Origin of the sequence: Cyanobium sp. ATX 6A2 (assembly GCF_024346355.1) — a bacterium.
GTDB lineage: Bacteria > Cyanobacteriota > Cyanobacteriia > PCC-6307 > Cyanobiaceae > NIES-981.
In genome coordinates, this window is the sequence record NZ_JAGQCU010000008.1 from 65,850 (window position 1) to 90,222 (window position 24,373).

Genomic DNA, 24,373 nt, shown 5'->3' on the forward strand with positions numbered 1-24,373 from the left:
GGTCACGAACGCTGGGGCTGGCCGCGGCGGCGCAACCGCTCCAGCAGAGCCGTGACCACCGGCGGCAGGGGCGCCTCGCACACCAGGCGCTCGCCGCTGATCGGATGGTTCAGCGCCAGCTCCACGGCGTGCAGAGCCTGGCCGGGCAGCTCCAGGGGCAGCCGGCGGCAGCGGGAGTACATCGGGTCGCCCACGATCGGGTGGTTCATGTGAGCGCAGTGCACCCGGATCTGGTGGGTGCGGCCGGTGTCGAGCTTGAAGCGCAGCAGGGCGTAGTCGCCCAGGCGCTCCACCAGCCGCCAGTGGGTGCGGGCGTGGCGGCCGCTGCCGTCGCTCACCACCGCATATTTCTTGCGATCCACCGGATGGCGGCCGATCGCCCCCACGATCGTGCCGGCATCGGCCGCCGGCTGACCGTGCACCACCGCCAGATACTCCCGGGAGGCGATGCGCGTCTGGATCTGCACCTGCAGCTTCACCAGCGCCTCCTGGCTCTTGGCCACCACGATGCAGCCGGTGGTGTCCTTGTCCAGGCGGTGCACGATGCCGGGCCGCAGCTCGCCGCCGATGCCCGGCAGATCCGGGCAGTGGTGCAGGAGGCCGTTCACCAGGGTGCCGTCCCGGTTCCCCGGGGCCGGATGAACGGTGAGGCCGGCGGGCTTGTTGAGCACGATCAGGTGCGAATCCTCGTAGAGCACATCCAGCGGGATCGGCTGAGCCACCAGATAGGGCAGGGGCTCGGGTGGCGGCATCCACAGCTCCACGCCGTCCCCGGGGCGCAGGGGTGTCTTGGCCCGGCCGGTGACGCCGTTGACGCGCACATAACCGGCATCGATGAACTTCTGGATGCGGGCGCGGCTCTGCTCCGGCCGCTGGCTCACCAGCCAGCGATCGAGCCGCATCGGCAACGGCTTGGCATAGGTGAGCGTGAGCAGCTCGCCCTCGCCCTCGGCGAAGCCGCTCATGGCGCCGCTGGCAGGGGCAGCGGGGACGGCAGGGGCGGCAGCTCTAAGGCGATCGCCCCCAGCCGGCTGCAGCGGAAGTCGTCGAGCAGCTTGGTGGCCATCCGCAGCGTGTCGCCGCTGGTGTGGCGCTCGGCCGCCTCCGCCAGCCAAACCTCGGCGTCGGGGGCGCCACTGCTGAGCGCTCCAAGGGCGATGCCATAGCGCCGCTCCAGCAGGCCGGCCGTCACGCCTGCCGCCGGCAGCGCCTCCAAGGCGCTGAGCAGGGCGATGAAGGCCACGGCCACCGCCTCGGAGTCGTAGGCCGCCTGGCCGATGTCGTCGCAGAGGGCCAGACGCAGGGCCGCCAGCTGGTCGTCCAGCCGCGGCGGCAACACGCCGGGGGCATCGAGCAGGTCGAGATCCTGACCCAGGCGCACCCAGCGCAGGCTGCGGGTGACGCCGGCGCGACGGGCGCTCTCCACCACCTTCTGGCGTACCAGACGGTTGATCAGGGCCGACTTGCCCACATTGGGAAAGCCCAGCATCAGGGCCCGCACCGACCGCGGCCGCATCCCCCGCGAGAGACGGCGGGCGTTGAGGGCCTCACCGCTGCGGATCGCCGCCTGCTGCAGCTGCTTCACGCCGGTGCCGGCCTTGGCATCGCACCACAGCAGGGCCTGGCCGCGGGCCCGGAACCAGTCCGTCCACTCGGCCCGCAGCGGAGCCGGAATCATGTCAACCCGGTTCAGCACCAGCAGGTGCTGGCGGCTGCCGATCCAGCGCTGCAGGCGCGGGTGGCCGGTGGCCAGGGGGATGCGGGCATCGCGCACCTCGATCACCAGGTCCACTTTCGCCAGGGCGGCGCGCAGGGCCCGCTCGGCCTTGGCGATGTGTCCGGGATACCACTGGATCGCCGGCGCGTTGACGCTCAGCCCCGTGGACGGCTCAGGGGACGGCGAAACGGCGGCGGAATCGCCCATCAGGGCACCACCAGCACGGGGCAGGGGGCCAGCTGGATCACCCGCGCCGCAGTGCTCTGCTGATCGCTCTCGAGGGCGATGCCGCGGGTGCCCATCACGATTACATCGGCGTCGATCTCATCGGCCACATCGCCGATCACGAAGGCGGCCTTGCCCTCGCGCTCGATCACCTCACAGGCCACGCCGGCCTGCTGGAAGCTGCCGCGGGCCTGCTCCAGCAGCTGGGCCACGGCGGGTTCGTCGTCACCAGACTCCACCACCGAGAGCAGCACCAGCCGGCTGCCGTGCTGCTGCACGAGCTGCAGGGCCACCGCGGCCGTGTCCATGGCCTGACGGCTGCGGTCGATTGGAAACAGAACGGTTTTGAACATCGCTGGCGGGGCTCGGCTCCATCCAGGTGGTGCCGGGCAGGGGTTCAGTCTGAACGACGCGGTGCGGGCTAAGCTCCCGCCCGTTTATCCCCAATCCCAAACGCGTCCCATGGCGAAGCGATCCCTCTCCAGCCTCAGCGTCGACGACCTTCGCGGCAAACGGGTGCTGGTGCGGGTTGACTTCAACGTGCCGCTCGACGACGCCGGCGCCATCACCGACGACACCCGCATCCGCGCCGCCCTGCCCACGATCAACGACCTCAGCGGCAAGGGCGCCAAGGTGATCCTGGCGGCCCACTTCGGCCGTCCCAAGGGCCAGGTGAACGAGGCCATGCGCCTCACCCCCGTGGCCGCCCGCCTCAGCGAGCTGCTGGGCAAGACCGTGGTGAAGACCGACAGCTGCATCGGCCCCGACGCCGAGGCCAAGGTGGCCGCCATGGCCGAGGGCGATGTGGTGCTGCTGGAAAACGTGCGCTTCTTCGCCGAGGAGGAGAAGAACGACCCCGGCTTCGCAGCCCAGCTCGCCGCCCTGGCCGATGTGTATGTGAACGACGCCTTCGGTGCCGCCCACCGGGCCCACGCCTCCACCGAGGGCGTCACCAAGGCCCTCAGCCCCAGCGTGGCCGGCTACCTGATGGAGAAGGAACTGCAGTACCTGCAGGGCGCCATCGACGAGCCCAAGCGTCCCCTGGCCGCGATCGTGGGCGGCTCCAAGGTGAGCTCCAAGATCGGCGTGCTTGAGGCCCTGATCGACAAGTGCGACAAGGTACTGATCGGCGGCGGCATGATTTTCACCTTCTACAAAGCTCGCGGCCTGGCGGTGGGCAAGAGCCTGGTGGAAGAGGACAAACTTGAGCTGGCCAAGGAGCTCGAGGCCAAGGCGGCCGCCAAGGGCGTGCAGCTGCTGCTGCCCACCGATGTGGTGCTGGCCGACACCTTCGCCCCCGACGCCAACAGCCAGACCGTGTCGATCGACGCCATCCCCGATGGCTGGATGGGCCTCGACATCGGCCCCGACTCGATCAAGGCCTTCCAGGAAGCCCTGGCCGACTGCAAGACCGTGATCTGGAACGGCCCCATGGGCGTGTTCGAGTTCGACGCCTTCGCCGCCGGCACCAACGGCATCGCCCACACCCTGGCCGAGCTGAGCGGCAAGGGCTGCTGCACGATCATCGGCGGTGGCGACTCCGTGGCCGCCGTGGAGAAGGTGGGCGTGGCCGAGCAGATGAGCCACATCTCCACCGGCGGCGGCGCCAGCCTGGAGCTGCTTGAGGGCAAGGTGCTGCCCGGCGTGGCAGCCCTCGACGAGGCCTGAGCCACCCCAGCCATGGCCGGTTCCGCCGTCGCCTTCCTCGGGCTGGGGGCCCTCGGTGCGCCGATGGCCGCCAACCTGGCCCGGGCGGGAGTGCGGCTCGCGGTGCACAACCGCAGCCCGGGCCCGGAAGCGGCGCTGGTGGCCGCCGGGGCCACCAGCGCCGCCTCAGCGCCGGCAGCGGTGGCCGGAGCCGGGCTGATCTGCCTGTGCCTCAGTGATGACGCCGCCGTGCGGGCCGTGCTGGAGACCGTGGGCCCCAAGCTGGCCGGCGGCAGCCTGGTGGTGGATTTCTCCACCATCGCCCCGAGCACCAGCCAGGCCCTGGCCGTGGATCTGGCCCGCCGGCAGGTGGGCTACATCGACGCCCCGGTGACCGGTGGCACCGAAGGCGCCCGGGCCGGCAGCCTGTCGGTGCTGGTGGGGGGCTCCAGCAGCGATCTGGAGCGGGCCCGGCCACTGCTGGAGGTGGTGGGCAGCCGCATCACCCACCTGGGGCCGGTGGGCGCCGGGCAGCAGGCCAAGGCCGTGAACCAGGTGCTGGTGGCCGGCAGCTATGCGGCGGTGGCCGAGGCCATGGCCCTGGGCCAGAGGCTGGGGCTGCCGATGGCCCAGGTGCGGGAGGCCCTGGCCGCCGGCGCCGCCGGCTCCTGGGCCCTCGACCATCGCGCCGGCACCATGCTCGACGGCCACTTCCCGCTGGGATTCCGGCTGGCCCTGCACCGCAAGGACCTGGCCATTGCCCTGGAATCAGCCGCGGCCGTTGGGCTGGAGCTCCCCGTGAGCCAGCTGGTGGCCGCCATGGAGGACGCGCTGCTGGCAGCGGGCCATGGCGATGACGACGTGTCGGCCCTGGCCCGCTGGTTCACCCGGGACACCGACTAGCAGCCCGACACCGCACCGCCGAACAGGCCTCCTGCCGCCGCACCCAGCGGCAGGGTCCAGCGGCGGTTGCGGCGGCGTTTGCTGGAACCGCTGGCCATCAGGGTGCCCACGGTGCCGCCGAACACCGCTCCCAGCACCGGGAGGGCCGGATTGCAGGCGCGCGGTGCACTGCCCTCGGCAGCCAGGGGCTGGGGGACGTCGTAGGCCTGGATGGGCTGGGAGCCGTAGGGAAAGGCCAGGGCCGGAGCCGGCAGGGCCAGGGCCACCAGGGCGAGAGGAAGCAGAGCAGCACGCATGGGATTGAGGAAGCAACTGAGCTGGCACCCCTCAACTCTTCGCGCACCGAGCCGGTGAGGTGCAACTGAACCGGGCCCAAGCTGTGACCAAATGCGTCCAGAAGACCAACCGCCGCTCTACGACTGGCCCTGGGCCGGGCCGATCGAACGTCCCTGCAGGGCGATGCCAAACCGCCTGGCGCCGGCGGCATCGCCCTCCAGCCGCTCCAGCTGGCCGCCATGGGCCCGGGCCACCCGGGCGGCGATCGCCAGGCCCAGGCCGCAGTGGCCGCTGCCGCCCCGGGCGGCATCGAGGCGCTGAAACGGCATCAGGGCCTGATCCCACTGCTCAGCCGCAATGCCCGTGCCGCCATCCCAGAGCACGATCCGGAAGCCCTCTCCCGCCGGCTCGGCAGCCCGCAGCTGCAGACGCAGCGGCGGTGCGCCATGGCTGCGGGCGTTGTCGATTAGATTGGCTACGGCACGGGCCAAGGCCACCGGCTGCACCACCCGCTCCAGGGGCTCCAGATCGAGCTCCAGCTGAGCGGCATCCAGCCCGGCCGCCTGCTCGGCGAGCAGCTGCTCGAGCGGCACGGCCACGGCAGCCTCGTTGTCACCGCCACCGGAGAACAGCAGGAACTGGCCGGTGATGCGCTCCATGGCCGCCAGGTCGGCCTCCGCCTGGCGCAGATCGGGAGCCGGCAGATCGGCCAGGCTGAGGCGAAATCGCAACCGGGTGATCGGACTCTTGAGGTCGTGGGCGATGCCCGCCAGCATCACGGCCCGCTCCCGTTCGGCGGCCTGCAGGCGCTGCACCGTGGCGTTGAAGCGGCCGGTGAGCTGCCGCACCATCGCCGTGCCGCGCTCGCGCTGCAGGCCGGGCCACTGGTGCTGGCCCACCCGTGCCAGAGCCTGCTGAAGCTGCAGCAACGGCCGCTGCACCTCCCACCAGAAGAACAGCAGCAGGGCTGTGCCGGTGCCCAGGCCCAGGCCCACCAGCAGCAGCCAGGGATCCGGCGGCCAGGGGCGCACGGGAGGAATCGGCACCAGCAACCACACCGGATCCAGGGGCGCCAGCACCTCCACCCACACCCCCCGCAGGGGGCCTGCCGCCGGCAGCACCGTGGGGCAGGGCTCGGCCCCCGGGCAGAGCTCCTGGCGCAACAACGCCGCCTGGTCCTCCAGGGCACGGTCGCGGCGGGTGGGCGGAGTCGCCCCCACCCGCAGGGGCAGGCCACTGAGCCGGGCCAGCTTGGCGGGCGGCAGACGGTCGAGGGCCAGCTCGGCCAGCCGCAGCTGGAACAGCACCTCCGGCCCCTGCTGGGCAATCCGGTCGCGCTGCAGGCGCTCCGCCAGCAGCACCTGCAGCTGGACCGAAGCGAGCAGGGCCACCCCCAGGCCAGGCAGGCCGTAGCGCAGGGCCGACCTAACGGCTGCGAGGCTGGCCATCGGGAACAAACACGTAGCCATAGCCCCACACCGTCTGCAGGTAGCGGGGGCGGGCGGGATCAGGTTCCACCAGCTTGCGCAGCCGCGACACCTGCACATCCATGCTGCGGCTGTCGGTGAGCGAGTCGGGCCCGCGGGCCAGCTCCACCAGCCGCTCCCTAGACAGGGGCCGGTGCGGGTGCTGCACAAACGCCGCCAGCAGAGCGAACTCCCCTGAGGTGAGCACGGACACCGCGCCGTCGCACTCCAGGGTGCGGGCGCCCAGATCCAGCACCTGCTCACCGATGCTGATCCGCTCTCCCTCCGCCAGCGGGGTGCCGGCCGGCAGGGCCACCCGGCGGCGCAGCACCGCCTCGATGCGCGCCGTGAGCTCCCGGGGCAGGAACGGCTTGGCCAGGTAGTCGTCGGCCCCCTGCTCCAGGCCGATGATCCGATCCACCGCATCGCCCTTGGCGGTGAGCATCACCACCGGCAGGTCATCGCCGCCGTCGCGCAACCGGCGCAGCAGGGTGAGGCCGTCGTCGCCGGGCAGCATCAGGTCGAGCACCAGCAGATCAGGCCGCTGGCCGGCCAGGCGGGCCAGCAGCTGTTCCCCGTTGGCCAGGCAGCGCACGTCGTAGCCCTGGTCGGTGAGGTAGGTGCCCACCATCTTGCGCAGTTCGGGGTCGTCATCGACCACCCAGATGCGCTGGCCCGCTGCCATCAGCTCCACCGGAAAGATCCGGTCACAGCTTGCCTGGGAGTTGGCCACAAAGGCCCCGCAGGCGCTGCATAGCCTGACGTCATGAACAGCTTCACAAGAGCGATCGCAGGCGCCCTGATGGCTGGCCTGGCGGGGGTGGTCTTCCCCACCCCATCACTGGCCGTGGAGGGGCTGCCGGCGGCGCTGGCCAATGAGCAGGAGCACTACCAGCGGCGGATGGAGCGTCTGCTCCGCCAGCTGGACAGCAACGGCGACGGCCGTCTCGATCGCCAGGAAGCCAGCCGCAACCGCTATCTGCAGCGGCACTTCGACCGCCTCGACCAGGACGGCAAGGGCTACCTGGTGCCCGCTGATCTGCGCTGAATCAGGGCTGCAGCTGCTCGCGCTCGGCCACCACCCGCACCCGCTTGCTGGCGCTCACCAGGCCGTCGGGATGCACGAGCAGCACCGCCCAGGTCTGCTCGCCGGGATTGAGAGGCGCCCGCACCACCCGGAACAGGCCGCCACCGCCGAGGGCGCCGATGCGCAGGGAGGGACTGTCAAGCGCCGCCACCTGGTCGCCCGTGATGTCGGCGATGCCGCCGGCCAGGATCGCCCCATCGAGGGGCTCATCCACGATCACGTCCACGTCGTAGCGCTGACCGGTGAGCACGGCGTCGGGGATCAGCAGGGTCACCGGCAGATCGACAGCACCGCTGCGCAGCAGCGCCTGCTCACGCAGCACGGTCTGGCCGTTGATGCGGCGTCCGTCGCTCTCCAGCAAAAGCTGCTGTTCGGCCTCCAGGCGGAAGCGCAGGGGGCCGTCCTCCCGGCTGCCACGCACCTGCACCAGCACCGTCGGCCGCCCGCCCGGCAGCTCGGGGCCTGGACTCAGCTGCCAGCGGGCGTCGGGGAAGCGGCTGAGCAGCTGCTGCCGGCGCGCCTGCACCGCCGCCGGGTCGAGGCCCGGCCCCTCCTGCAGCAGCGGGGCCAGATCACCCTGGCCGTTGAAGGCCGCTTCCAGGGCCTGGAGCTGCTGGGGGGAGGGGGCCGCCGCCCGAGCGGGCAGGGCCGCGATGAGCAAGAGCGCGGCCCCAGCGGCAAGGGCAGCGGCTCTGGCAGTAGCGGTGGTGGCCCGGACGGCGGTCTGCGCCAGGGGCAAGCGGTGTTTGGAGAGGAAGCGGAAACGCCGCATGGGCCTGCAGGAAGCGCTTGGAGAAAGCGCTTTTAAGTTAGGCGCGCTCGAGAGCGCCATCCATGCCCAGGCTCCTTGTCGCCGCCAGCGGCACCGGTGGCCACCTGTTTCCAGCCCTGGCGGTGGCCGAGGCTCTGCCCAGAGGCTGGGATGTGCTCTGGCTGGGGGTGCCGGATCGGCTGGAGCGGGAGCTGGTGCCCAGCCGCTACCCCCTGCACACCGTGCGCGCCGGGGGGCTGCAGGGGCGCGGACTGCGCAAGCTGCTCAACCTGCTGCGGCTGCTCAGGGCGATCGGCAGTGTGCGGCGGCTGATCCGGCGCGAACGCATCGACGTGGTGTTCAGCAGCGGGGGCTACATCGCCGCACCGGCGATCCTGGCGGCCCGCTGGTGCGGCGTGCCGGTGGTGCTGCACGACAGCAACGCCGTGCCGGGCCGGGTGACGCGGCTGCTGGGGCGGCTGTGCACCCGCGTGGCGGTGGGGCTGGACGACGCCGCCGCGCGGCTGCCCCGCTGCCGGCCGCTGGTCACCGGCACGCCGGTGCGCCGGGAGTTTCTGGAGCCCACACCCGCCCCCCACTGGCTGCCGGAGGGTCCCGGGCCCCTGCTGCTGGTGATGGGCGGCAGCCAGGGAGCGGTGGGGCTGAACCGCATGCTCCGCCCCTTGCTGGGGCGGCTCAGCGCCGAGGGTGTGCGCGTGGTGCACCTCACCGGCCGCCAGGACCCGGAGGCGGGCGGCCCCCTGCCGCCGGGGGTGGTGGAGCGGCCCTTCTGCGCTGAGCTGGCCGGCCTGCTGCAGCGCGCCGACCTGGCCATCAGCCGGTCCGGCGCCGGGGCCCTGAGCGAGCTGGCCGTGTGCGGCACCCCGGCGATCCTGGTGCCCTATCCGGCGGCGGCCGACCGCCACCAGGACGCCAACGCCCAGGCTGCGGCCCGGCTGGGGGCGGCGGTGATCGTGGCCGAACATGCGCCCGACCAGCCCACCCTGGAGCGGGCGATCTGGAGGCTGCTGGGGCCGCGGCTGCGGGGCGTCGCCCCGGCCGCCGATCCGCTCACGGCCATGGGCGCGGGCATGGAGCAACTGGCCGTGCGCGACGCCGACCGGCGCCTGGCGACCCTGCTGGTGGAGCTGGCCTGAAGGCCGGAGGCCGCCGCCCGGCCGTCTCAGACCAGCTCCCCTCAGCCCAGCTCCCGTTCCAGGGCCCGCAGCAGGCGGCGGTGGCCGCGGCGCTGCTGCAGGCCGATGCGCAGCCATCGCTCGCCAAGGCCCGCGAATGAGCGGCAATCACGCAGCAGGATGCCGTGGCGCTCCTCCAGACCGGCACGCAAGCCCTCCAGGGAGCCATCGCCACGCACCAGCAGGAAGTTGGCGGCCGAGGGCAGGGGCATGAGTTGCGGCCAGCGCTGCAGCCGCCTGGCCAGCCAGGGACCCTCCAGAGCCGTCCAGCGCTGCACCCGCGCCGTCCAGCGCGGCAGCCAGAGCGGTCGCTCCAGCAGGGTCTCCCCCACTGCCAGGGCCAGGCCGTTGACGGGCCAGGGATCCCGCCAGGCCGCCCAGCGCTCCAGCCGCTGGGGAGCGCCCAGGGCATAGCCCAGCCGCAGGCCCGCCAGCGACAACAGCTTGGTGAGGCTGCGCACCACCACGAGGTTGGGATGGCGCGGCAGCAGGGGAATCAGCGACTGGGCCTCCCCGCCCCGCACCAGGGGCAGAAAGGCCTCATCGCAGATCACCATGGGGTGGCGGTCCAGCAGCGGCTCCAGGGAGGCACGGCTCCAGAGCTGGCCGGTGGGGTTGTGGGGGTTGGTGAGCCAGAGCACCGGGGGGCTGGCAGAGGCGCTGGCCGGGGCGCTGGCCTCGCCGGTGGGAAAGGGCTGGGGGAAGGCGGCGTCCCAGCGCAGCGGCAGGGGCAGGGGTCGGGAGATTCCGCCCCAGCAGGCCAGGGCCCGCTGATAGTCGGCAAAGCCAGGGGTGGGCAGCAGGCTCTCCCCTAGGGCGGCGGCGTCCCGGGCCGCCCAGGTGAACAGCTCGGCGGCGCCGTTGCCCGGCAGCACCCAGTCGGCCGGCAGGCCGTGCTCGCGGCCCAGCAACGCCCGCAGGCGCTGCCAGCCGCGGTCGGGGTACACCCGCGGCGCCGCTCCCAGCGAGGCCCGCAGCAGTGCCAGACGCGCCGCCACAGGCGGAGCGAAGGGCACCAGTGAGGCGCTGGCATCGAGCAGGGAGCCTGGGGAGCGGCCAAGCCGCCGGGCGGCGGCCGCCAGGTTGCCGCCATGGCGCTCGCTCGCCTGCCCGTTGCCCATAGGCGAACGCTACGGCCCGCCACCGACCGTGGCGCCAGAATCAGGGGATGCCGGCGGAGGGTCTTGGCTGCCTGGAACGATCTGCTGGCCGGCATCGGCCGGGTGCTGCTGGGCAAGGAGCATCCGGTGCGGCTGGCCCTGGCCTGTCTGCTGGCCGGCGGCCACCTGCTGATGGAAGATCTGCCCGGCACCGGCAAGACCACCCTGGCGGAGGCCCTGGCCCGCAGCTACGGCCTGGCCTTCAAGCGGGTGAGCTTCACCAGCGACCTGCTGCCTGCCGATCTCACCGGCATCAACGTGCTCGATCCCGCCAGCGGCCACTTCCGCTTCCAGAGCGGCCCCCTGTTCAGCCAGGTGCTGCTCGCCGACGAGATCAACCGCGCCAGCCCCCGCACCCAGAGCGCCCTGCTGGAGGCGATGGCCACGGGCAGGGTGAGTGTGGACGGCATCAGCCACGAGTTGCCCGTGCCGTTCATGGTGATCGCCACCCAGAACAGCCTCGACCAGGTGGGCACCTCACCCCTGCCGGAGTCGCAGCTCGACCGTTTCCTGATGCGCCTCTGCCTCGGGTTTCCGGAGCGCGACGCCGAGCGGGCCCTGCTCAGCGGCCAGGCCCTCGACCTGGGGGCCATGGTGGCGGCGGGCCAACCGGAGGATCTGCTCAGCCTGCGGCGCCGTTGCCGGCAGCAGCACTGCAGCCCGGCCCTGATCGACTACCTGCTCGATCTGGTGGCCGCCAGCCGGGCCCCCGACCGTCCGGGAGCGCCGCTCTCCCCGCGGGCCTCCCAGGGGCTGCTGGCCGCGGCCCGGGCCTGGTCGCTGCTGGAGGGTCGCGACTTCGTCACCCCCGCCGACGTGCAGGCGGTGTTCAGCGCCGTGGCCGAGCACCGGCTCGATCCCGCCGGCGGCGGCCAGCTCAGCCGCGCCCTGCTGGAGACGGTGGATGCGATCCGCTGAAGGCGGCGACGGCAGCGGCGGCACTGGCTTCGGCTGGCCGGGTCGCTTCGGGCGGGTGCAGCAAGGCGAGCGGCTGCAGCTGCGGCTGCGCAACCTCTACATCCTGCCCACCAGCTTCGGCCTGCTCTGGCTGGGGGGCGCCCTGCTGCTGCAGCTGGTGGGGATCCAGACCCAGCGCAACGGCCCGCTGCTGCTCAGCTTCCTGATGCTCACCCTGCAGCTCCTGGCCCTGCATCTCACCCACTGCAACCTGCAGGGCCTGGAACTGGAGTGCGCCAGGAGCGAGCCGGGCTTCGCCGGCGAACCCCTCACCTACCCGCTGCTGGCCCGCAGCCGCCACGCCCGCAACGCCATCCGCCTGCGCCTGGCCGGCCAGCCGGCCGCTGTCCGCTCCGCCCCGCCGCGGCGCATCCCGGCGGGCACGAGCAGCATCGAGCTCCCCTGGCGCTGCGATCAGCGCGGCCTGCGGGCCCCCGGCCTGCTGCTGATCAGCACCACCGCGCCCCTGGGCCTGTTCGTGTGCTGGAGCCGCTGGGCCCCCGCCGCCCGCCAGGCCGTGATCCCCGCCCGCCGGCCGGGACCGGTGGGCCGGGCCGCACCCACCGGCACGGCCGCCGGGACCGCCGAGGCCGGTGCCTGGAGCGAGGGCAGCGAGCACTGGCACGACCTGCGCCCCCATCGGCCCCAGGAGAGCCAGGCGCGGGTGGCCTGGAAGGCCCTGGCCCAGGGCCGCGGCAGGCTCAGCAAGGTGTTTCTTGACCCCGTCGGCGAGCCGCCGCTGCTGATGCCGGCGGCGGGGGTGGAGCCGGAGCGGGCGCTGCAGCATCTGGCCGCCGAGGTCTGGCTGCGCAGCCGCCGTGGCGAGGCCTACGGCCTGGTGCTGACGCACCAGCGCGTACCCCCCGGCGAGGGGCGGCAGCACCGCAACCGCTGCCTGCTGGCCCTGGCCACGGCTCCTCCCAGAACCCTCCCCAGCATCCCCGGATGAGGGTCTGAGGCCCACCTGTGTCCATGTTTCGCCGCCCCCCCGCCGAGTCCTCTCTGCCCCCGCGGCAGCTGCAGTGGATGGCCATGGCCGCGCTGGCGGCGGGCAGCGTGGGTCTCGATCCCACCTGGCTGCTGGGGGTGCTCACCCTGGCGCTGCTGCTGCTGGCGGCCCTGAAGCTGGTGGAGGCCCGCGACCGCGGCGGCCGGCGGCTGGTGTCCCTGCTGCAGCTGCTGGTGTGCGGGCTGCAGGCGGCCCAGCTGCCCGACCTGCTCCCCAGCCTGGTGCAGCTGCTGGCCGCCGTGCTCAGCCTGGCGGGTCTGCTGCAGCTGGAGAGCGGGCTGGCCACCCCCTGGCGGCGCTTGTTGCGCCAGAGCCTGCAGGTGCTGGCGGCGGCGCTGCCGATGGCCCTGGTGCTGTTTCTGCTGGTGCCGCGTCTGGAGCCCCTCACGGCCATGCCCGCCGGACCCACGGGGCGGGCGGTGACGGGCCTGAGCGCCGACCTGGACCCGGGCAGCATCGCCACCCTGGTGGACGACGACAGAGCGGCGGCGCGGGTGGCCTTCGGCGACGACCGGCCGCCGCCAGCGGAGCAGCGCTACTGGCGGGTGCTGGTGCATGAGCGCTTCGACGGCCGCCGCTGGCAGCGGGACGACGAGGACGAGGAGCTGCTCCGACGGGAGCCCGGTGCAACCGAGGCTGACACTGGCCTTGGCAGCACTCCGGAGGCGGCCGAGAATCGCGACCAGGTGTGGCTGGCGGAGCCCAGCCGCTTCACCGCCGTGCCCTGGGATGGACGCGGCGGCAGCGCCGACCCCAGCCTGCGGCTGAAGCCGGACGGGGAGCTGCGTCTGCTGCGGCCACCGATCGAGCGCCGCAGCTACCGGCTGCGGCCGACAGCGGCGCCCCTGCCCTGGCAGCGGCGGCCACCCTCCCCTGAGGTCCTGACGCTGCCGGCGGGCACCAATCCGAGGCTGCTGACCCTGGGGCGGCGCTGGGGCCAGCTGCCGGATCCGGCGGCCCGGGTGGCGGCGGCCCAGGCCTGGTTCCAGGCCGGCGGCTTCCGTTACGACAGACGCCCCGGGGCACTGCCGGAGCGCAACGGGCTGGATGTGTTTCTGTTCGAGAGCCGGGTGGGCTTCTGCGGCCACTACGCCAGCGCCTTCAGCGCCCTGATGCGGGCCGCGGGAGTGCCCAGCCGCACCGTGAGCGGCTATCTGGGCGGCAACTGGGTGGTGCCAGTGGGCGGCGCCAGCTACCTGGAGCTGCGCCAGAGCGATGCCCACGCCTGGAGCGAGGTGTGGCTGCCTGACCGGGGCTGGCTGCGGGTCGACCCCAGCGGCTGGGCCACGGCGGCCGCGGGGGAGGGCCCGGCGGCGGCGGCGGAGCGGGCCGACACGCCCCAGGCCCAGGGCGGCTGGCGCTGGCTGCAGCGCCAGTGGTGGGGGCTGGACATGGCCTGGAGCCGCTGGTGGCTGGGCTTCGACAGCAGCCGCCAGGAGGCGCTGCTCGCCTGGCTGCTGGGCGGCCGGCGCTGGGCTCTGGGCCTGGTGATCCTGATCGGCGTGGTCCTGGGCCTGGTCGCTGCCCTGGTGCCCTGGCAGCTGCGCCGTTCGCGGCCGCGCCGGGATCGCACCGCCCGCGACCTGGCCAACCTGCTGGCCCTGCTGCGCAGCCTCCGGCTCGAACCGGAGCCGGGCGAAACCCTGGAGGCCCTCTGCCGGCGCGCAGGTCAGGCCTACCCGAGCCTGGCCGCGCCGCTCAGCGAGCTGGCCAGCAGCCATGCCCAGCGTCGCTACGCGGGGCCACACGGCCGCCACCGGGCAGCGCAGCAGGCGACAACCAGATGGAGAAGATCCCTGCGCCAGCTGAAGCAGGCCCGCAGCAGCGCTATAAGGCAGGCAAGTGGATCCGGGCCATGACCCCACGTCGCCGGCCCATCCTGGCCACCAGCCGCCGCGCCAGCGTCAGAAGCTCCAGCGCCGTCAGTGCGGTGCTGTCAGCGGCCATCTCCCTCGTCACGGCCGCCGGTCTCGGCACGGCGGGGCTGCTCGCCGGCGGGCCGTCTGCCCGTGCCCAGCTGCGCGCGCCTGCGGAGACGACCCCGGCCGCTGGCACCGAAGCCCTGATCCAGCTGCTGGAACAGCGCCGCTGCCAGGGCTGTGATCTGGCCGGTGCCGACCTGGTGCATGCCCAGCTGGCCGATGCCGACCTCAGCGCCGCCCGCCTGCAAAGGGCCAACCTGGGCCAGGCGCGGCTCGATGGCGCCCGCCTGAGCGGGGCTGACCTCAGCTTCACCAGCCTGATGGGCGCCTCACTGCGCGGCGCCGACCTGCGCGGCGCCCGCCTGGAGGGCACCGACCTGCGCCAGGCGGACCTCAGCGGCGCCCTGCTCAGCCCCGGGGCCCTCAGCCGGGCCCACTGGCAGGGGGCACGGGGCATCGACCAGGGACTGCTGAGCTTTGGGGAACTCCACAACGCCGGTGTGGAGGCAGCCCAGAAAGGCCGCTATCCGGAAGCCGAACAGTTCTTCAGCGCCGCCATCCGCCGCGAACCCGCCGCCGGCGTGAGCTGGCTGGCGCGGGCCATCACCCGCAGCCAGCTGGGCAAGCGGGAGGAGGCCTCCAACGACTTCGCCTACGCCGCCAGCCTCTATGAGGCCGCCGGCGAGGGGGAGCAGGCTGAACAGCTGCGCCAGGCGGCCCTGCAGGTGAAGGACACACCGCGGCAGCCGGGCGGTGGTGGCAACGGCGTCGGCATGATGGCCGTGAGCGGGGCTCTGGGGGCCCTGCAGTTCCTGGCACCCATCGCCGCCAAGGCCTTCATGCCGCTGCCCTTCTGAAGGCCTCCGGCCCTTCACGCCCCGTGCACAGTCAGCGCTCCGTGCACAGTCCACGGCCTGAGGGACATCTGGTTCTCGCCGGCGGCGGCCACACCCACGCCCTGGTGCTGCTGCGCTGGGCCATGGCCGCTCAGCGCCGGAGCGGATCGGGATTCGTGGCCCTGGACAGCGCCGCGATCACCCTGGTGAGCCGGACCAGCACCGCGCTGTACTCCGGCATGGTGCCCGGCCTGCTGGCCGGCCTCTACGACCGCGACACCTGTGCCATCGACCTGCGGCGCCTGTGCCAGCTGGCGGGGGTGGTCTTCATCGCCGCGGAGATCACCGGCCTGGATCCGGCTGGCCAGACGCTGGTGCTCGCGGGGCGACCGCCCCTGCACTGGGACTGGCTGAGCCTGGACGTGGGCTCCGTGACCGCCACCCCAGGCCCCGGGGCCATGGCCGTGAAGCCCCTGGAGCCCTTTCTCGCCTGGGCCGAGGCCAGCCTCGCCGAAGCCAACCACTCCCAGAACCAGGGCCTGGACCAGGGCCTGGATCTGCCCATTCGCGGCGGCGGCGCGGCGGCCGTGGAGGTGGCCCTGGCGCTGCGGGGGCGCGGCTGGCGGCCGGCGCTGCTGCTGCGCGGCCAGGAGCTGCATCTGGGATCACCAGCGGCCAACCGGCTGGGCAAGCGGCTGCTGGCTGAGGCCGGCATCGCGGTGCGGCGCCAGGTGGAAGCTGCGGAGCCGGCATCGCTGGCCTGCACGGGCAGCGGCGCCCCGCTGTGGCTGGCAGCGGCGGGCCTGCCCACGGAGCCGGGCAGTGGCCGGGTGCTCACCGAGCCCAGCCTGCAGGTGCTGGGTCAGCCGCGCCTGTTCGCCAGCGGCGACTGCGGCCTGATCGCCGCCGACCCCCGGCCGGCCTCGGGGGTGTGGGCGGTGCGGGCCGCGCCCACCCTGGCGGCCAACCTGGAGTGCTGCCTGAGCACCCCGCTGGCCGCCGAACCCAGCGGGCTGCGGCGCTGGCGCCCCCAGGGCCGGGCCCTGCAGCTGCTCGCCGACGGCAGCCGGCCGGCGCAGCCCCGGGCGATCGCCCTCTGGGGTGCACTGGCCATCGGGCCGAGCCGGCTGCTCTGGCGCTGGAAGAACCGCATCGACCAGGGGTTCATGGACCGCTTCACGGCGCTGGGGGCGATGGCGAGATCAGACAACGCACCAGGCAAGGACGGGGGCGCCATGGCCTGCCGCGGCTGCGCCGCCAAGCTGCCGGCCCCCACCCTGGCGGCCGGCCTGCGGCAGGCGGGCCTGCAGGGCCAGGCCGAGGACGCCGCCGTGATCGGCCGGCAGGGGAGCGGGGCGCTGCTGCTGCAGAGCGTCGATGGCTTTCCGGCCCTGGTGGGCGATCCCTGGCTCAACGCCCGCCTCACCACCCTGCACGCCTGCAGCGACCTCTGGGCCTGCGGGGCGCGCGTCACCACCGCCCAGGCCCTGGTGACCCTGCCGCAGGCGGCGCCGCGGCTGCAGCAGGAGTGGCTGGCCCAGACCCTGGCGGGCATCGTCTCGGTGCTGGAGCCCCTCGGGGCAGACCTGCTCGGCGGCCACACCCTCGAGGGCCGCGACGGCGCCGGCCTGGCCCTGGGCCTGAGCGTGAACGGCGAGGTGGGTCCGGAGCAGCACTGGGCCAAGGGTCCGCTGCAACCGGGCCAGGTGCTGCTGCTCACCCGGCCCCTGGGCAGCGGCGTGCTGTTCGCCGCCGCCATGGCCGGGGCGGCGCCGGCCGCCTGGATCGACCAGGCCCTCGCGCAGATGCAGCAGAGCCAGGCGGAGCTGGTGGCGCCGCTGCGGGAGCTGGGCTGCCGCACCTGCACCGACATCACCGGCTTCGGGCTGCTGGGCCACCTGGGGGAGATGCTCGCCGCCAGCCCGCCGGAGCTGGAGGTGCACCTGGATGCGGGGGCGGTGCCGGCCCTGCCCGGCGCCCTGGAGCTGCTGGAACGGGGCTACGCCAGCAGCCTGGCCCCCGCCAACGCCGCCGCCCTGAACCTGCTGCAGGGGCCGGTGCGGCTCTGCGGCCCGGCCGGTGTCGCAGCGTCGGCAGCGGTGGAGGCCGCCCGCCAGGCACTGTGGATCGATCCCCAGACCTGCGGACCCCTGCTGGCGGCCCTGCCGGCCGGCGCCGCTCAGGCCGCCCTGGAGGGCCTGAAGCAGCGGGGATTCGGCGCAGCGCGGGTGATCGGCCAGGTGCGCAGCCGGGGATGAGTGCCAGTTCTTCGCCCAGGCTGTGAGAATGAGGCAAACCTCTCCGTTGCGATTGTCCGCCCTCACCCGTTGCTTAGTGGAAGAGGCTGCTGCGATCGCCGCTACCGCCTCTCGCCTCGATCCCGATCAGGTGGAAATAGCCCTAACTCACTTGGAGAGCTGCCGTGCACGCCGCGGCAAGCTGGTGGTGACTGGGGTAGGCAAGAGCGGCATCGTCGCCCGGAAGATCGCGGCCACTTTCTCGTCCATCGGCCTGACCGCAGTTTTTCTCAATCCACTGGATGCCTTGCACGGCGACCTTGGGATCGTCGCCGTTGACGACGTCACCCTGCTGCTCTCCAACAGCGGAGAAACCGCAGAGCTACTGGCAATCCTGCCCCACCTGATCCGCCGCGGCACCCACCGCATCGCCCTGGTGGGGCAGCTGGGCTCGAGCCTGGCCCGCGGCTGCAATGTGGTGCTAGACGCCTCGGTGGACCGGGAGGTGTGCCCTCTCAACCTGGCCCCCACCGCCAGCACAGCGGTGGCGATGGCAGTCGGCGATGCTCTGGCGGCGGTGTGGATGGAACGGGCCGGCATCTCGCCGGTGGACTTCGCCATCAACCACCCGGCCGGCGCCCTGGGTCGCCGCCTCACCCTCACCGTGGCGGATCTGATGGTGCCGGCCCACGAGCTCACCCCCCTGGCCCCCGACGCCCCCCTGCCGGATGTGATCGCCGAGCTCACCCGGGGCAGTCCCAAGCGCGGCAGCCTCGGCGCCACCTGGGTGCATGGCGAGGGGCAGCCGGCTCACCTGGCCGGACTGATCACCGATGGCGACCTGCGCCGCGCCCTGCAGCGCCACCGGGCCGCCGAGTGGGACCAGGTGACGGCCGCCGCCATGGCCACCCGCGACCCGATCACCGTGACGCCGGAGGTGCTCGCCGCTGAGGCCCTCGAGCTGATGGAGCACAACCGCCGCCAGGCGATCTCGGTGCTGCCGGTGGTCCACCCCGACCACCCCGCCCAGCTGGTGGGCCTGCTGCGGCTGCATGATCTGGTGCAGGCTGGCTTCAGCACCGCCCAAACCCCATGAGTTTCCGCCTGATCGCCGGCCCCTGTGTGATCGAGAACCGCGATCTGGTGCTGACCATCGCCGAGCAGGTGAGCGAGCTCTGCCGGCGGCTGGGCATCGCTTACGTGTTCAAGGCCAGCTTCGACAAGGCCAACCGCAGCTCCGGCCTGTCGTTCCGCGGGCCCGGCCCCGAGGAGGGGCTGGCGATTCTGGCGGAGGTGCGCGAGCTCATCGGCGTGCCGGTGCTCACCGACATCCACGAGAGCCACCAGGCCGCCAGCGCCGCCGAGGCGGTGGACGTGCTGCAGATCCCCGCCTTTCTCTGCCGCCAGACCGACCTGCTGGAGGCGGCCGCCCGGGCCGTGGCCGGCACGGAGAAGTGCGTGAATGTGAAGAAGGGCCAGTTCCTGGCCCCTTGGGACATGGCCCAGGTGGTGGCCAAACTGGCCGAGAGCGGTCTGGATGCGGCCAGCGGCCGCCTCTGGCTCACCGAGCGCGGCAGCAGTTTCGGCTACAACACCCTGGTGGTGGACTACCGCAGCCTGCCCCAGTTGCAGGCCACCGGCTGCCCGGTGATCTTCGATGCCACCCATGCCGTGCAACAGCCCGGCGGCCGCGGCACCAGCTCCGGGGGGCAGCGGGAGTTCGTGGCGCCGCTGGCGCGGGCGGCGGTGGCCGTGGGCGTGGACGGGCTGTTCATGGAGGTGCACCCCGATCCGGAGCAGGCCCTCAGCGACGGGCCCAACATGGTGCCGCTGCACCGGCTGGAGGCCCTGCTGGGCCAACTGATGGAGCTGCGTCAGGTGGTGGCCGGCGGCGGCGCCGTGAGCACGCTGTAGATGACTCACGGGAAGCTGCCGCGGTGACCGGCCTGGGTCTGCGTTCCCGCCTGCAGCGGCTGCTGCTGGGCCGCCGGCTGGCGGCGGTGCGGCTGCTGGTGTGCGATGTGGACGGCGTGCTCACCGACGGCGGCCTGCACTACGACGAGAGCGGCCGGGTGGTGAAGCGCTTCGATGTGCGCGACGGCCTGGCGGTGCGCATGCTGCAGCGCTCCGGCATCGAGGTGGCGCTGCTGAGCGGTGGACGCAGCGGGGCCATCGAGCAGCGGGCGCGCCACCTGGGCATCGAACACTGCCGGGTGGGGGTGGGCGACAAGGCCGCCGGCCTGGAGCAGCTGCAGGCCGAGCTGGCGGTGGCACCAGCCCACACCGCCTTCATCGGCGACGACCTCAACGACCTCACCGTGCGCCCGCGGGTGGCCCTGCTGATCAGCCCGGCCGATGGGGCCAACGGCCTGCGCCAGCGGGCCCACTGGGTGCTGCGCCGGCGCGGCGGCAACGGCGCCCTGCGGGAACTGGCGGAGGCGCTGCTGCAGCAGCGCGGTGCCCTGAAGGCACTGCAGCGTCACGGCTGGCGCGAGGGCAACGGCTGAGGGCTGTCAGAGCGTCTCCACCAGCCGGCGAACCTGCTCCAGCTGCTCGGCGGTGTCCACGGAGAGGCAGTCGGCCGACACGGAGAAGGTGGCGATCGGGATGCCGGCCTCGATCAGCCGCAGCTGCTCCAGCTTCTCCAGCTCCTCCAAGGGCGAGTGGGGCAGCTGGCCCCAGCCGGCCAGCACGTCGCCCCGGTAGCCGTAGAGGCCCACATGGCCCCAGTAGGGGGTACGCCGGTGCCACTGCTCCGGGGGAAGGTCGCGCACGTGGGGCAGGGCGGTGCGGGAGAAGGTGATCGCCCGGCCGTCACCGGCGCGCAGCACCTTCACCACATTGGGGTCGTGGATCGTCTCGCCGGCGAGCCGGTACACCGGGGTGAGCACCGGCGGCCGACGACGGCGGCCAAACTCCGCGGCCATCGCCTCGATGATCGCCGGATCGAGCAGGGGCTGATCGCCCTGCACATTGATCACCAGCGTGTCCTGGGGTGCGGCGCCACCGGCCGCCACCAGCTCCGCCGCCACCGCCGCCAACCGCTCACTGCCGCTGCTGCAGCTCTCGGGTGTGAGCAGGGCGTTGAAGCCCCAGTGATCGCAGGCCCGCACCACATCGGGGCTGTCCGTGCAGGCAAACACCGCCGCCACGCCCCGAGCCCGGCTACAGCGCTCCAGCACATGCTGCAGCATCGGCCTGCCGCCGATGTCGGCCATCACCTTGCCCGGAAGCCGCGAGGAGGCCAGCCGCGCCGGCACCGCCACCACCACAGGAGCGCTTTCGGAAGCGTTGGCGGTCTGCTCGACCATCAGCAGCGTTCCTGGGCCAGGCGCTGCGAGCGTAGGCGGCGCAGTTCAGCCCCCAGCTCCGGCCCTGGCCGCCAGCCGGCGGCGATCAGCTCGGCGGCGCTGAGCGGAGCCTTGAGCTGGCGCCAGCGCAGCAACCAGCGCAGCAGCGGGCGGCGAGGCCCCCCGCCGGCCACCACGGCCAGGGTCACGGCCTCGACAGACTGGCTTGGAGCCTCGAGCAGTTCGCACCAGGCGGCGGCATCACCCGGCGCCGGGGCCGCCGCGGCCAGCCGCCGACATAACAAGAGCCACTGGGCCAGCAGGCGGTGCTGGCGGTGGGGCAGCTGCAGGCGCTCGGCCAGGGCCATGGGATCGGCGGCGCCTGCCACCAGGGCCGGCAGCAATGGCAACTGGAAACGGCACGCCCACCAGAGCCGCTGTTGCCAGCGCCGGTCGGCCTGCAGCGCCGAATCGAGCAACACCAACCCCCCCCACCGCTGCAGGGCCCCCAGGGCCGGCCGCCAGGGCTCGCGCTTGAGCAGCAACTCCAGTTCCATGCGCAGGCGCGTGCCCAGGGCCGCCGGCGCCTGGCCGGGGGGAGCGCCTGGCGCCCAGGCCCAGGGCCAGGCCGCCAGGGTGGCGCGCACCTGCTCGCGGCTGGCGGGATCGAGTTCAAAGCCCAGGCGGGCGGCATAGCGGGCGCCGCGCACCAGCCGGGTGGGGTCGTCGGCCACGCTGGTGGCGTGCAGCCAGCGCAGCCGGCGATGCTGCAGATCGACCTGGCCGCCGTGGGGATCCAGCAGGCGGCCGCTGGCCAGATCGAGGGCCATGGCGTTGATGCTGAAGTCGCGCCGGGCCAGGTCGTCGGCCAGGGCACCGAGACTCACGCGCGGGTTCTCCCCCGGCACCGGATAGGTCTCGCGCCGGGCCGAGGCCACATCGAGCAGCACCGGCGCACCATCGATGACCAGCTCCAGCTCCACCGTGCCGTAGGCGCCGTGCTCGAGCACGGCGCGCAGGCTGCCGGGGGGCAGGGCCCGTTCCAGGCGGCGCACGAAGTCGCCGGCGCGGCCCTCCACCACGAGGTCGAGATCGGGCAGGCCGCGCCAGGGGTCGTTGTGCACCCGGTGCAGCAGCAGATCGCGCACGGCGCCCCCCACCAGGGCCACCCGCTGCTCGCGCGCCAGAGCCAGCAGCAGCGGCGGCAGGGCCGCGGGAATGCCGGGGATGTCCAGCACCGAGCTCAAACCTGCACCGCCGGGCTCAGGACGAGCCGGCCAGGGGCTCGATCGGCGCCAGGCGCGGATCGAGGATCTTCGGACCCATGCCCTCGAACTTCACGGCCAGCGAGATCTTCTCGCCGCTGCCGAACAGGTGGGTCACGTGGCCCTCGCCGAAGGCGGCATGGCGCAGGCGATCGCCCACCGCCCAGGCCTTGCCAGGCACCGCTGCGGCCGTGCGCCTCCGCACGGCGTTGGCCGGCACCCCGGCCCCGCCGCCGCCGGCCACCCGGCGGCTGTCGTCGCGGTCGACGCGGGTGAGGCGATCGAGCCGCTGCTCGCGGCGGATCGCCGCCCCGCCGCTGCGGGGCACATCCCCCTGCACGTGCTCCTCGGGCAGCTCCGCCAGGAACACCGAGGGCACGGCCGGCTCGCGCATGCCGCCCCAGAGCCGCCGCTCGCTGGCGTGGGAGAGGAACAGGCGCTCCTTGGCCCGGGTGATGCCCACATAGCAGAGGCGCCGCTCCTCCTCCAGCGACGAGGGGTCGTCGAGGGAACGGAAGCTGGGGAACAGCCCCTGCTCCATCCCCACCAGAAACACCACCGGAAACTCCAGCCCCTTGCTGGCATGCAGGGTCATCAGCGTCACCCGGTCCTGCTCGGTGTCCTTGCTGTCGGCGTCACTGGCCAGGGCCGCCGAGGCCAGGAAATCCTCCAGGGAGCCCTCCTCGTTCTCCTCCTGGTACTGCAGGGCGGCGTTCACCAGCTCGTTGAGGTTGCGGCGGCGGTCTTCGGCCTCGTCGGTGCCGGCGGCGATCAGCTCGGCCAGGTAGCCGCTCTGCTCCATCACCTGCTGCAGCAGCGTCGAGGGCGGCACGTCCTGGGCGGCGCGCTGCAGGGCGTTGATCAACGCGCAGAACTGCAGCAGACCCTTCGCCGAGCGCCCGCCCAGGGAGCGCACCGCCTCGGCGTCGCTCACCACATCCCAGAGGGGGATGCCGAGCTGGCCCGCGGCGTCGGTGAGGCGCTCGATGGTGGTCTTGCCGATGCCGCGGCGGGGCACGTTCAGCACCCGCAGCAGGCTCACGGTGTCGGCCGGATTCACCAGCAGCTTGAGGTAGGAGAGCATGTCCTTCACCTCGCGCCGGTCGTAGAAGCGCAGGCCGCCCACCACGATGTAGGGGATGCCCCAGCGCACCAGCGACTCCTCCATGGCCCGCGACTGGGCGTTGGTGCGATAGAGCACGGCCATGTCGCCCCAGCGCAGCTCGTCGTGGGCGGCGCAGAGCATGCGCATGCGCTGCACCACCGCTTCGGCCTCGGCGATCTCGTCGTCACAGCGGGTGAGGGTGATCGGCTCCCCCGCACCGCGGGTGGGCCGCAGCACCTTGTCGATGCGCTCGCTGTTGTGGGCGATCAGGGCGTTGGCCGCCTCCAGGATCGTGGCGGTGGAGCGGTAGTTCTCCTCCAGCTTCACCATCGTGCGGGTGGCGTCGTCGGGGGCGCCGTCGCCGAAGTCGTCCTGGAACCCCATCAGGATCGTGAAATCGGCGGCCCGGAAGCTGTAGATGCTCTGGTCGGCGTCGCCGACCACGAACACCGAGCGGCCATCCCAGCTGTCGAAGCTGTCCGGGTCGCGGCCATCGGTGACCAGCAGCTTGATCAGGTCGTACTGGGTGCGGTTGGTGTCCTGGTATTCATCCACCAGCACGTGGCGGAAGCGGCGGTGCCAGTAGCCCCTGATCTGCTCGTTCTGACGCAGCAGCTGCACCGGCAACAGCAGCAGATCGTCGAAATCGAGCGCGTTGTTGGCGGCCAGGGCGCGCCGGTAGCGGCGGTAGGTTTCCGCCATCAGCTTGCCCCGCTGGCCACCGGCATCGGCCTCCAGCTGCTCGGGCAGCCAGCCCTGGTTCTTGGCGTTGCTGATCGCCCAGCGCACCTTCTTGGGCTCGAAGCGCTTGGGATCGAGCCCCAGCTCCTGGGTCACGATCTCCTTCACCAGGCTCTGGGCGTCGCCCTCGTCGTAGATCGAAAACTGGCGCGTCCAGGTGAGCCCTTCGGGATCCCGGTACTTGTCGATGTCGAAGCGCAGCAGCCGCGCGAACAGGGCGTGGAAGGTGCCGATCCAGAGGTCCTTGATCACCTCCCGGTAGATGCGACCGCGCAGCTGGCGCTGCTCCACGGGCGGCAGGGTGCTCCAGGGCTGGCCGAACTGGCTCTGGGCGAGCTTCTGGGCCAGCAGCAGCTCCAGCCGCTCCTTCATCTCCCGGGCGGCCTTGTTGGTGAAGGTCACGGCCAACAGCTCGGCTGGATCCACGCCGTGGTGGCCCACCAGGTGGGCGATGCGGTGGGTGAGGGCACGGGTCTTGCCGCTGCCGGCGCCGGCCACCACCAGCAGCGGGCCGCTGTGGTGGTCCACCGCCCGGCGCTGGGCGTCGTTCAGGCCGCTGAGAAAGGCACTCATCACGGCAACC

The 24,373-nt window shown here is 73.0% G+C and carries 23 protein-coding genes; 12 read left to right on the forward strand and 11 right to left on the reverse strand.

The window, feature by feature from the left end:
• Positions 1 to 2: 2 nt before the first annotated feature.
• Genes KBY96_RS09120 through KBY96_RS09130 form a run of 3 tightly spaced genes read right to left on the reverse strand, consistent with a single transcriptional unit; the run spans position 3 to position 2,295 of the window.
• Complete coding sequence (locus KBY96_RS09120; RefSeq protein WP_254979044.1) at positions 3 to 965, reverse strand: RluA family pseudouridine synthase; 963 nt, start codon at positions 963 to 965, stop codon at positions 3 to 5.
• Positions 962 to 1,924: a ribosome biogenesis GTPase YlqF gene (gene ylqF / locus KBY96_RS09125; RefSeq protein ID WP_254979045.1), complete on the reverse strand. Its 963-nt coding sequence runs from the start codon at positions 1,922 to 1,924 to the stop codon at positions 962 to 964. The genes KBY96_RS09120 and ylqF overlap by 4 nt, the downstream gene beginning before the upstream one ends.
• The gene (locus KBY96_RS09130) at positions 1,924 to 2,295 is read right to left on the reverse strand and encodes a universal stress protein (RefSeq protein WP_254979046.1); all 372 of its coding nucleotides are present in this window, start codon (positions 2,293 to 2,295) and stop codon (positions 1,924 to 1,926) included. Before KBY96_RS09130 ends, ylqF begins: the two co-directional genes overlap by 1 nt.
• 109 nt (positions 2,296 to 2,404) lie before the next feature.
• Between KBY96_RS09130 and KBY96_RS09135 the strand changes: the two genes are divergently transcribed.
• Both KBY96_RS09135 and KBY96_RS09140 read left to right on the forward strand, forming a co-directional pair.
• Positions 2,405 to 3,610 carry a phosphoglycerate kinase gene (locus KBY96_RS09135; RefSeq protein ID WP_254979047.1) on the forward strand — a complete coding sequence of 402 codons (1,206 nt, stop codon included), beginning with the start codon at positions 2,405 to 2,407 and terminating at the stop codon, positions 3,608 to 3,610.
• Positions 3,611 to 3,622: 12 nt separating this feature from the next.
• On the forward strand, positions 3,623 to 4,492 hold the full coding sequence (locus tag KBY96_RS09140; RefSeq protein ID WP_254979048.1) for an NAD(P)-dependent oxidoreductase: 870 nt from the start codon (positions 3,623 to 3,625) through the stop codon (positions 4,490 to 4,492).
• Here the strand turns inward: KBY96_RS09140 and KBY96_RS09145 are convergent.
• The 3 genes from KBY96_RS09145 to KBY96_RS09155 all read right to left on the reverse strand — a co-directional run bounded on the left by KBY96_RS09145 (position 4,489) and on the right by KBY96_RS09155 (position 6,919).
• Entirely contained in the window at positions 4,489 to 4,788 is a 300-nt protein-coding gene (locus tag KBY96_RS09145; RefSeq protein ID WP_254979049.1) for a glycine zipper 2TM domain-containing protein, read from the reverse strand. The two genes, KBY96_RS09140 and KBY96_RS09145, sit on opposite strands and share 4 nt — an antisense overlap.
• Positions 4,789 to 4,905: 117 nt before the next feature.
• A complete protein-coding gene (locus KBY96_RS09150) occupies positions 4,906 to 6,216 on the reverse strand; it encodes an ATP-binding protein (protein WP_254979050.1) in 1,311 nt (436 codons plus the stop codon).
• Entirely contained in the window at positions 6,194 to 6,919 is a 726-nt protein-coding gene (locus KBY96_RS09155; RefSeq protein ID WP_254979051.1) for a response regulator, read from the reverse strand. The genes KBY96_RS09150 and KBY96_RS09155 overlap by 23 nt, the downstream gene beginning before the upstream one ends.
• Before the next feature lie 81 nt (positions 6,920 to 7,000).
• Here KBY96_RS09155 and KBY96_RS09160 point away from each other — a divergent pair, with 81 nt between their 5' ends.
• Complete coding sequence (locus KBY96_RS09160; protein ID WP_254979052.1) at positions 7,001 to 7,282, forward strand: EF-hand domain-containing protein; 282 nt, start codon at positions 7,001 to 7,003, stop codon at positions 7,280 to 7,282.
• 1 nt (position 7,283) lies between these two features.
• On the opposite strand, the gene KBY96_RS09165 is transcribed toward KBY96_RS09160, so the two are convergent.
• Complete coding sequence (locus KBY96_RS09165; protein WP_254979053.1) at positions 7,284 to 8,093, reverse strand: hypothetical protein; 810 nt, start codon at positions 8,091 to 8,093, stop codon at positions 7,284 to 7,286.
• A gap of 62 nt (positions 8,094 to 8,155) precedes the next feature.
• Here KBY96_RS09165 and KBY96_RS09170 point away from each other — a divergent pair, with 62 nt between their 5' ends.
• Positions 8,156 to 9,229 (forward strand): glycosyltransferase, encoded by a 1,074-nt coding sequence (locus KBY96_RS09170; RefSeq protein ID WP_254979054.1) that lies wholly within the window; start codon positions 8,156 to 8,158, stop codon positions 9,227 to 9,229.
• 41 nt (positions 9,230 to 9,270) lie between these two features.
• On the opposite strand, the gene KBY96_RS09175 is transcribed toward KBY96_RS09170, so the two are convergent.
• Entirely contained in the window at positions 9,271 to 10,389 is a 1,119-nt protein-coding gene (locus KBY96_RS09175) for a histidinol-phosphate transaminase (protein WP_254979055.1), read from the reverse strand.
• A gap of 63 nt (positions 10,390 to 10,452) precedes the next feature.
• On the opposite strand from KBY96_RS09175, the gene KBY96_RS09180 reads away from it, so the two are divergent.
• From KBY96_RS09180 to KBY96_RS09215, 8 genes are read left to right on the forward strand one after another with little or no spacing between them, the layout of a single operon-like run.
• Positions 10,453 to 11,346, forward strand: coding sequence for a MoxR family ATPase (locus tag KBY96_RS09180; RefSeq protein ID WP_254979056.1), 894 nt, complete (start codon positions 10,453 to 10,455; stop codon positions 11,344 to 11,346).
• Positions 11,333 to 12,334, forward strand: coding sequence for a hypothetical protein (locus tag KBY96_RS09185; RefSeq protein WP_254979057.1), 1,002 nt, complete (start codon positions 11,333 to 11,335; stop codon positions 12,332 to 12,334). The genes KBY96_RS09180 and KBY96_RS09185 overlap by 14 nt, the downstream gene beginning before the upstream one ends.
• A gap of 23 nt (positions 12,335 to 12,357) precedes the next feature.
• Positions 12,358 to 14,253, forward strand: a complete 1,896-nt coding sequence (locus KBY96_RS09190) for a DUF3488 and transglutaminase-like domain-containing protein (RefSeq protein WP_254979058.1) — start codon at positions 12,358 to 12,360, stop codon at positions 14,251 to 14,253.
• Complete coding sequence (locus KBY96_RS09195; protein WP_254979059.1) at positions 14,250 to 15,173, forward strand: pentapeptide repeat-containing protein; 924 nt, start codon at positions 14,250 to 14,252, stop codon at positions 15,171 to 15,173. The genes KBY96_RS09190 and KBY96_RS09195 overlap by 4 nt, the downstream gene beginning before the upstream one ends.
• A gap of 41 nt (positions 15,174 to 15,214) precedes the next feature.
• Positions 15,215 to 17,410, forward strand: coding sequence for a selenide, water dikinase SelD (gene selD / locus KBY96_RS09200; protein WP_254979060.1), 2,196 nt, complete (start codon positions 15,215 to 15,217; stop codon positions 17,408 to 17,410).
• A 28-nt stretch (positions 17,411 to 17,438) separates the two neighbouring features.
• The gene (locus tag KBY96_RS09205; RefSeq protein WP_254979061.1) at positions 17,439 to 18,485 is read left to right on the forward strand and encodes an SIS domain-containing protein; all 1,047 of its coding nucleotides are present in this window, start codon (positions 17,439 to 17,441) and stop codon (positions 18,483 to 18,485) included.
• Entirely contained in the window at positions 18,482 to 19,303 is an 822-nt protein-coding gene (kdsA, locus tag KBY96_RS09210) for a 3-deoxy-8-phosphooctulonate synthase (protein WP_254979062.1), read from the forward strand. The genes KBY96_RS09205 and kdsA overlap by 4 nt, the downstream gene beginning before the upstream one ends.
• A 23-nt stretch (positions 19,304 to 19,326) precedes the next feature.
• On the forward strand, positions 19,327 to 19,896 hold the full coding sequence (locus KBY96_RS09215; protein ID WP_254979063.1) for an HAD family hydrolase: 570 nt from the start codon (positions 19,327 to 19,329) through the stop codon (positions 19,894 to 19,896).
• A gap of 6 nt (positions 19,897 to 19,902) precedes the next feature.
• Here the strand turns inward: KBY96_RS09215 and kdsB are convergent, their stop codons facing one another.
• Genes kdsB through KBY96_RS09230 form a run of 3 tightly spaced genes read right to left on the reverse strand, consistent with a single transcriptional unit; the run spans position 19,903 to position 24,363 of the window.
• Complete coding sequence (kdsB, locus tag KBY96_RS09220) at positions 19,903 to 20,700, reverse strand: 3-deoxy-manno-octulosonate cytidylyltransferase (RefSeq protein WP_254979064.1); 798 nt, start codon at positions 20,698 to 20,700, stop codon at positions 19,903 to 19,905.
• Positions 20,700 to 21,926 (reverse strand): CCA tRNA nucleotidyltransferase, encoded by a 1,227-nt coding sequence (locus tag KBY96_RS09225; RefSeq protein WP_254979065.1) that lies wholly within the window; start codon positions 21,924 to 21,926, stop codon positions 20,700 to 20,702. The genes kdsB and KBY96_RS09225 overlap by 1 nt, the downstream gene beginning before the upstream one ends.
• Positions 21,927 to 21,942: 16 nt before the next feature.
• Positions 21,943 to 24,363, reverse strand: a complete 2,421-nt coding sequence (locus KBY96_RS09230; protein ID WP_254979066.1) for a UvrD-helicase domain-containing protein — start codon at positions 24,361 to 24,363, stop codon at positions 21,943 to 21,945.
• Positions 24,364 to 24,373: the final 10 nt, after the last annotated feature.

What these genes read in the sequence shown, in the direction of transcription:
- KBY96_RS09120 (WP_254979044.1), bottom strand. Translation starts at nt 965, where the DNA reads ATGAGCGGCTTCGCCGAGGGCGAGGGCGAGCTGCTCACGCTCACCTAT.
- ylqF (WP_254979045.1), bottom strand. Translation starts at nt 1,924, where the DNA reads ATGGGCGATTCCGCCGCCGTTTCGCCGTCCCCTGAGCCGTCCACGGGG.
- KBY96_RS09130 (WP_254979046.1), bottom strand. Translation starts at nt 2,295, where the DNA reads ATGTTCAAAACCGTTCTGTTTCCAATCGACCGCAGCCGTCAGGCCATG.
- KBY96_RS09135 (WP_254979047.1), top strand. Translation starts at nt 2,405, where the DNA reads ATGGCGAAGCGATCCCTCTCCAGCCTCAGCGTCGACGACCTTCGCGGC.
- KBY96_RS09140 (WP_254979048.1), top strand. Translation starts at nt 3,623, where the DNA reads ATGGCCGGTTCCGCCGTCGCCTTCCTCGGGCTGGGGGCCCTCGGTGCG.
- KBY96_RS09145 (WP_254979049.1), bottom strand. Translation starts at nt 4,788, where the DNA reads ATGCGTGCTGCTCTGCTTCCTCTCGCCCTGGTGGCCCTGGCCCTGCCG.
- KBY96_RS09150 (WP_254979050.1), bottom strand. Translation starts at nt 6,216, where the DNA reads ATGGCCAGCCTCGCAGCCGTTAGGTCGGCCCTGCGCTACGGCCTGCCT.
- KBY96_RS09155 (WP_254979051.1), bottom strand. Translation starts at nt 6,919, where the DNA reads ATGGCAGCGGGCCAGCGCATCTGGGTGGTCGATGACGACCCCGAACTG.
- KBY96_RS09160 (WP_254979052.1), top strand. Translation starts at nt 7,001, where the DNA reads ATGAACAGCTTCACAAGAGCGATCGCAGGCGCCCTGATGGCTGGCCTG.
- KBY96_RS09165 (WP_254979053.1), bottom strand. Translation starts at nt 8,093, where the DNA reads ATGCGGCGTTTCCGCTTCCTCTCCAAACACCGCTTGCCCCTGGCGCAG.
- KBY96_RS09170 (WP_254979054.1), top strand. Translation starts at nt 8,156, where the DNA reads ATGCCCAGGCTCCTTGTCGCCGCCAGCGGCACCGGTGGCCACCTGTTT.
- KBY96_RS09175 (WP_254979055.1), bottom strand. Translation starts at nt 10,389, where the DNA reads ATGGGCAACGGGCAGGCGAGCGAGCGCCATGGCGGCAACCTGGCGGCC.
- KBY96_RS09185 (WP_254979057.1), top strand. Translation starts at nt 11,333, where the DNA reads ATGCGATCCGCTGAAGGCGGCGACGGCAGCGGCGGCACTGGCTTCGGC.
- KBY96_RS09190 (WP_254979058.1), top strand. Translation starts at nt 12,358, where the DNA reads ATGTTTCGCCGCCCCCCCGCCGAGTCCTCTCTGCCCCCGCGGCAGCTG.
- KBY96_RS09195 (WP_254979059.1), top strand. Translation starts at nt 14,250, where the DNA reads ATGACCCCACGTCGCCGGCCCATCCTGGCCACCAGCCGCCGCGCCAGC.
- KBY96_RS09205 (WP_254979061.1), top strand. Translation starts at nt 17,439, where the DNA reads ATGAGGCAAACCTCTCCGTTGCGATTGTCCGCCCTCACCCGTTGCTTA.
- kdsA (WP_254979062.1), top strand. Translation starts at nt 18,482, where the DNA reads ATGAGTTTCCGCCTGATCGCCGGCCCCTGTGTGATCGAGAACCGCGAT.
- kdsB (WP_254979064.1), bottom strand. Translation starts at nt 20,700, where the DNA reads ATGGTCGAGCAGACCGCCAACGCTTCCGAAAGCGCTCCTGTGGTGGTG.
- KBY96_RS09230 (WP_254979066.1), bottom strand. Translation starts at nt 24,363, where the DNA reads ATGAGTGCCTTTCTCAGCGGCCTGAACGACGCCCAGCGCCGGGCGGTG.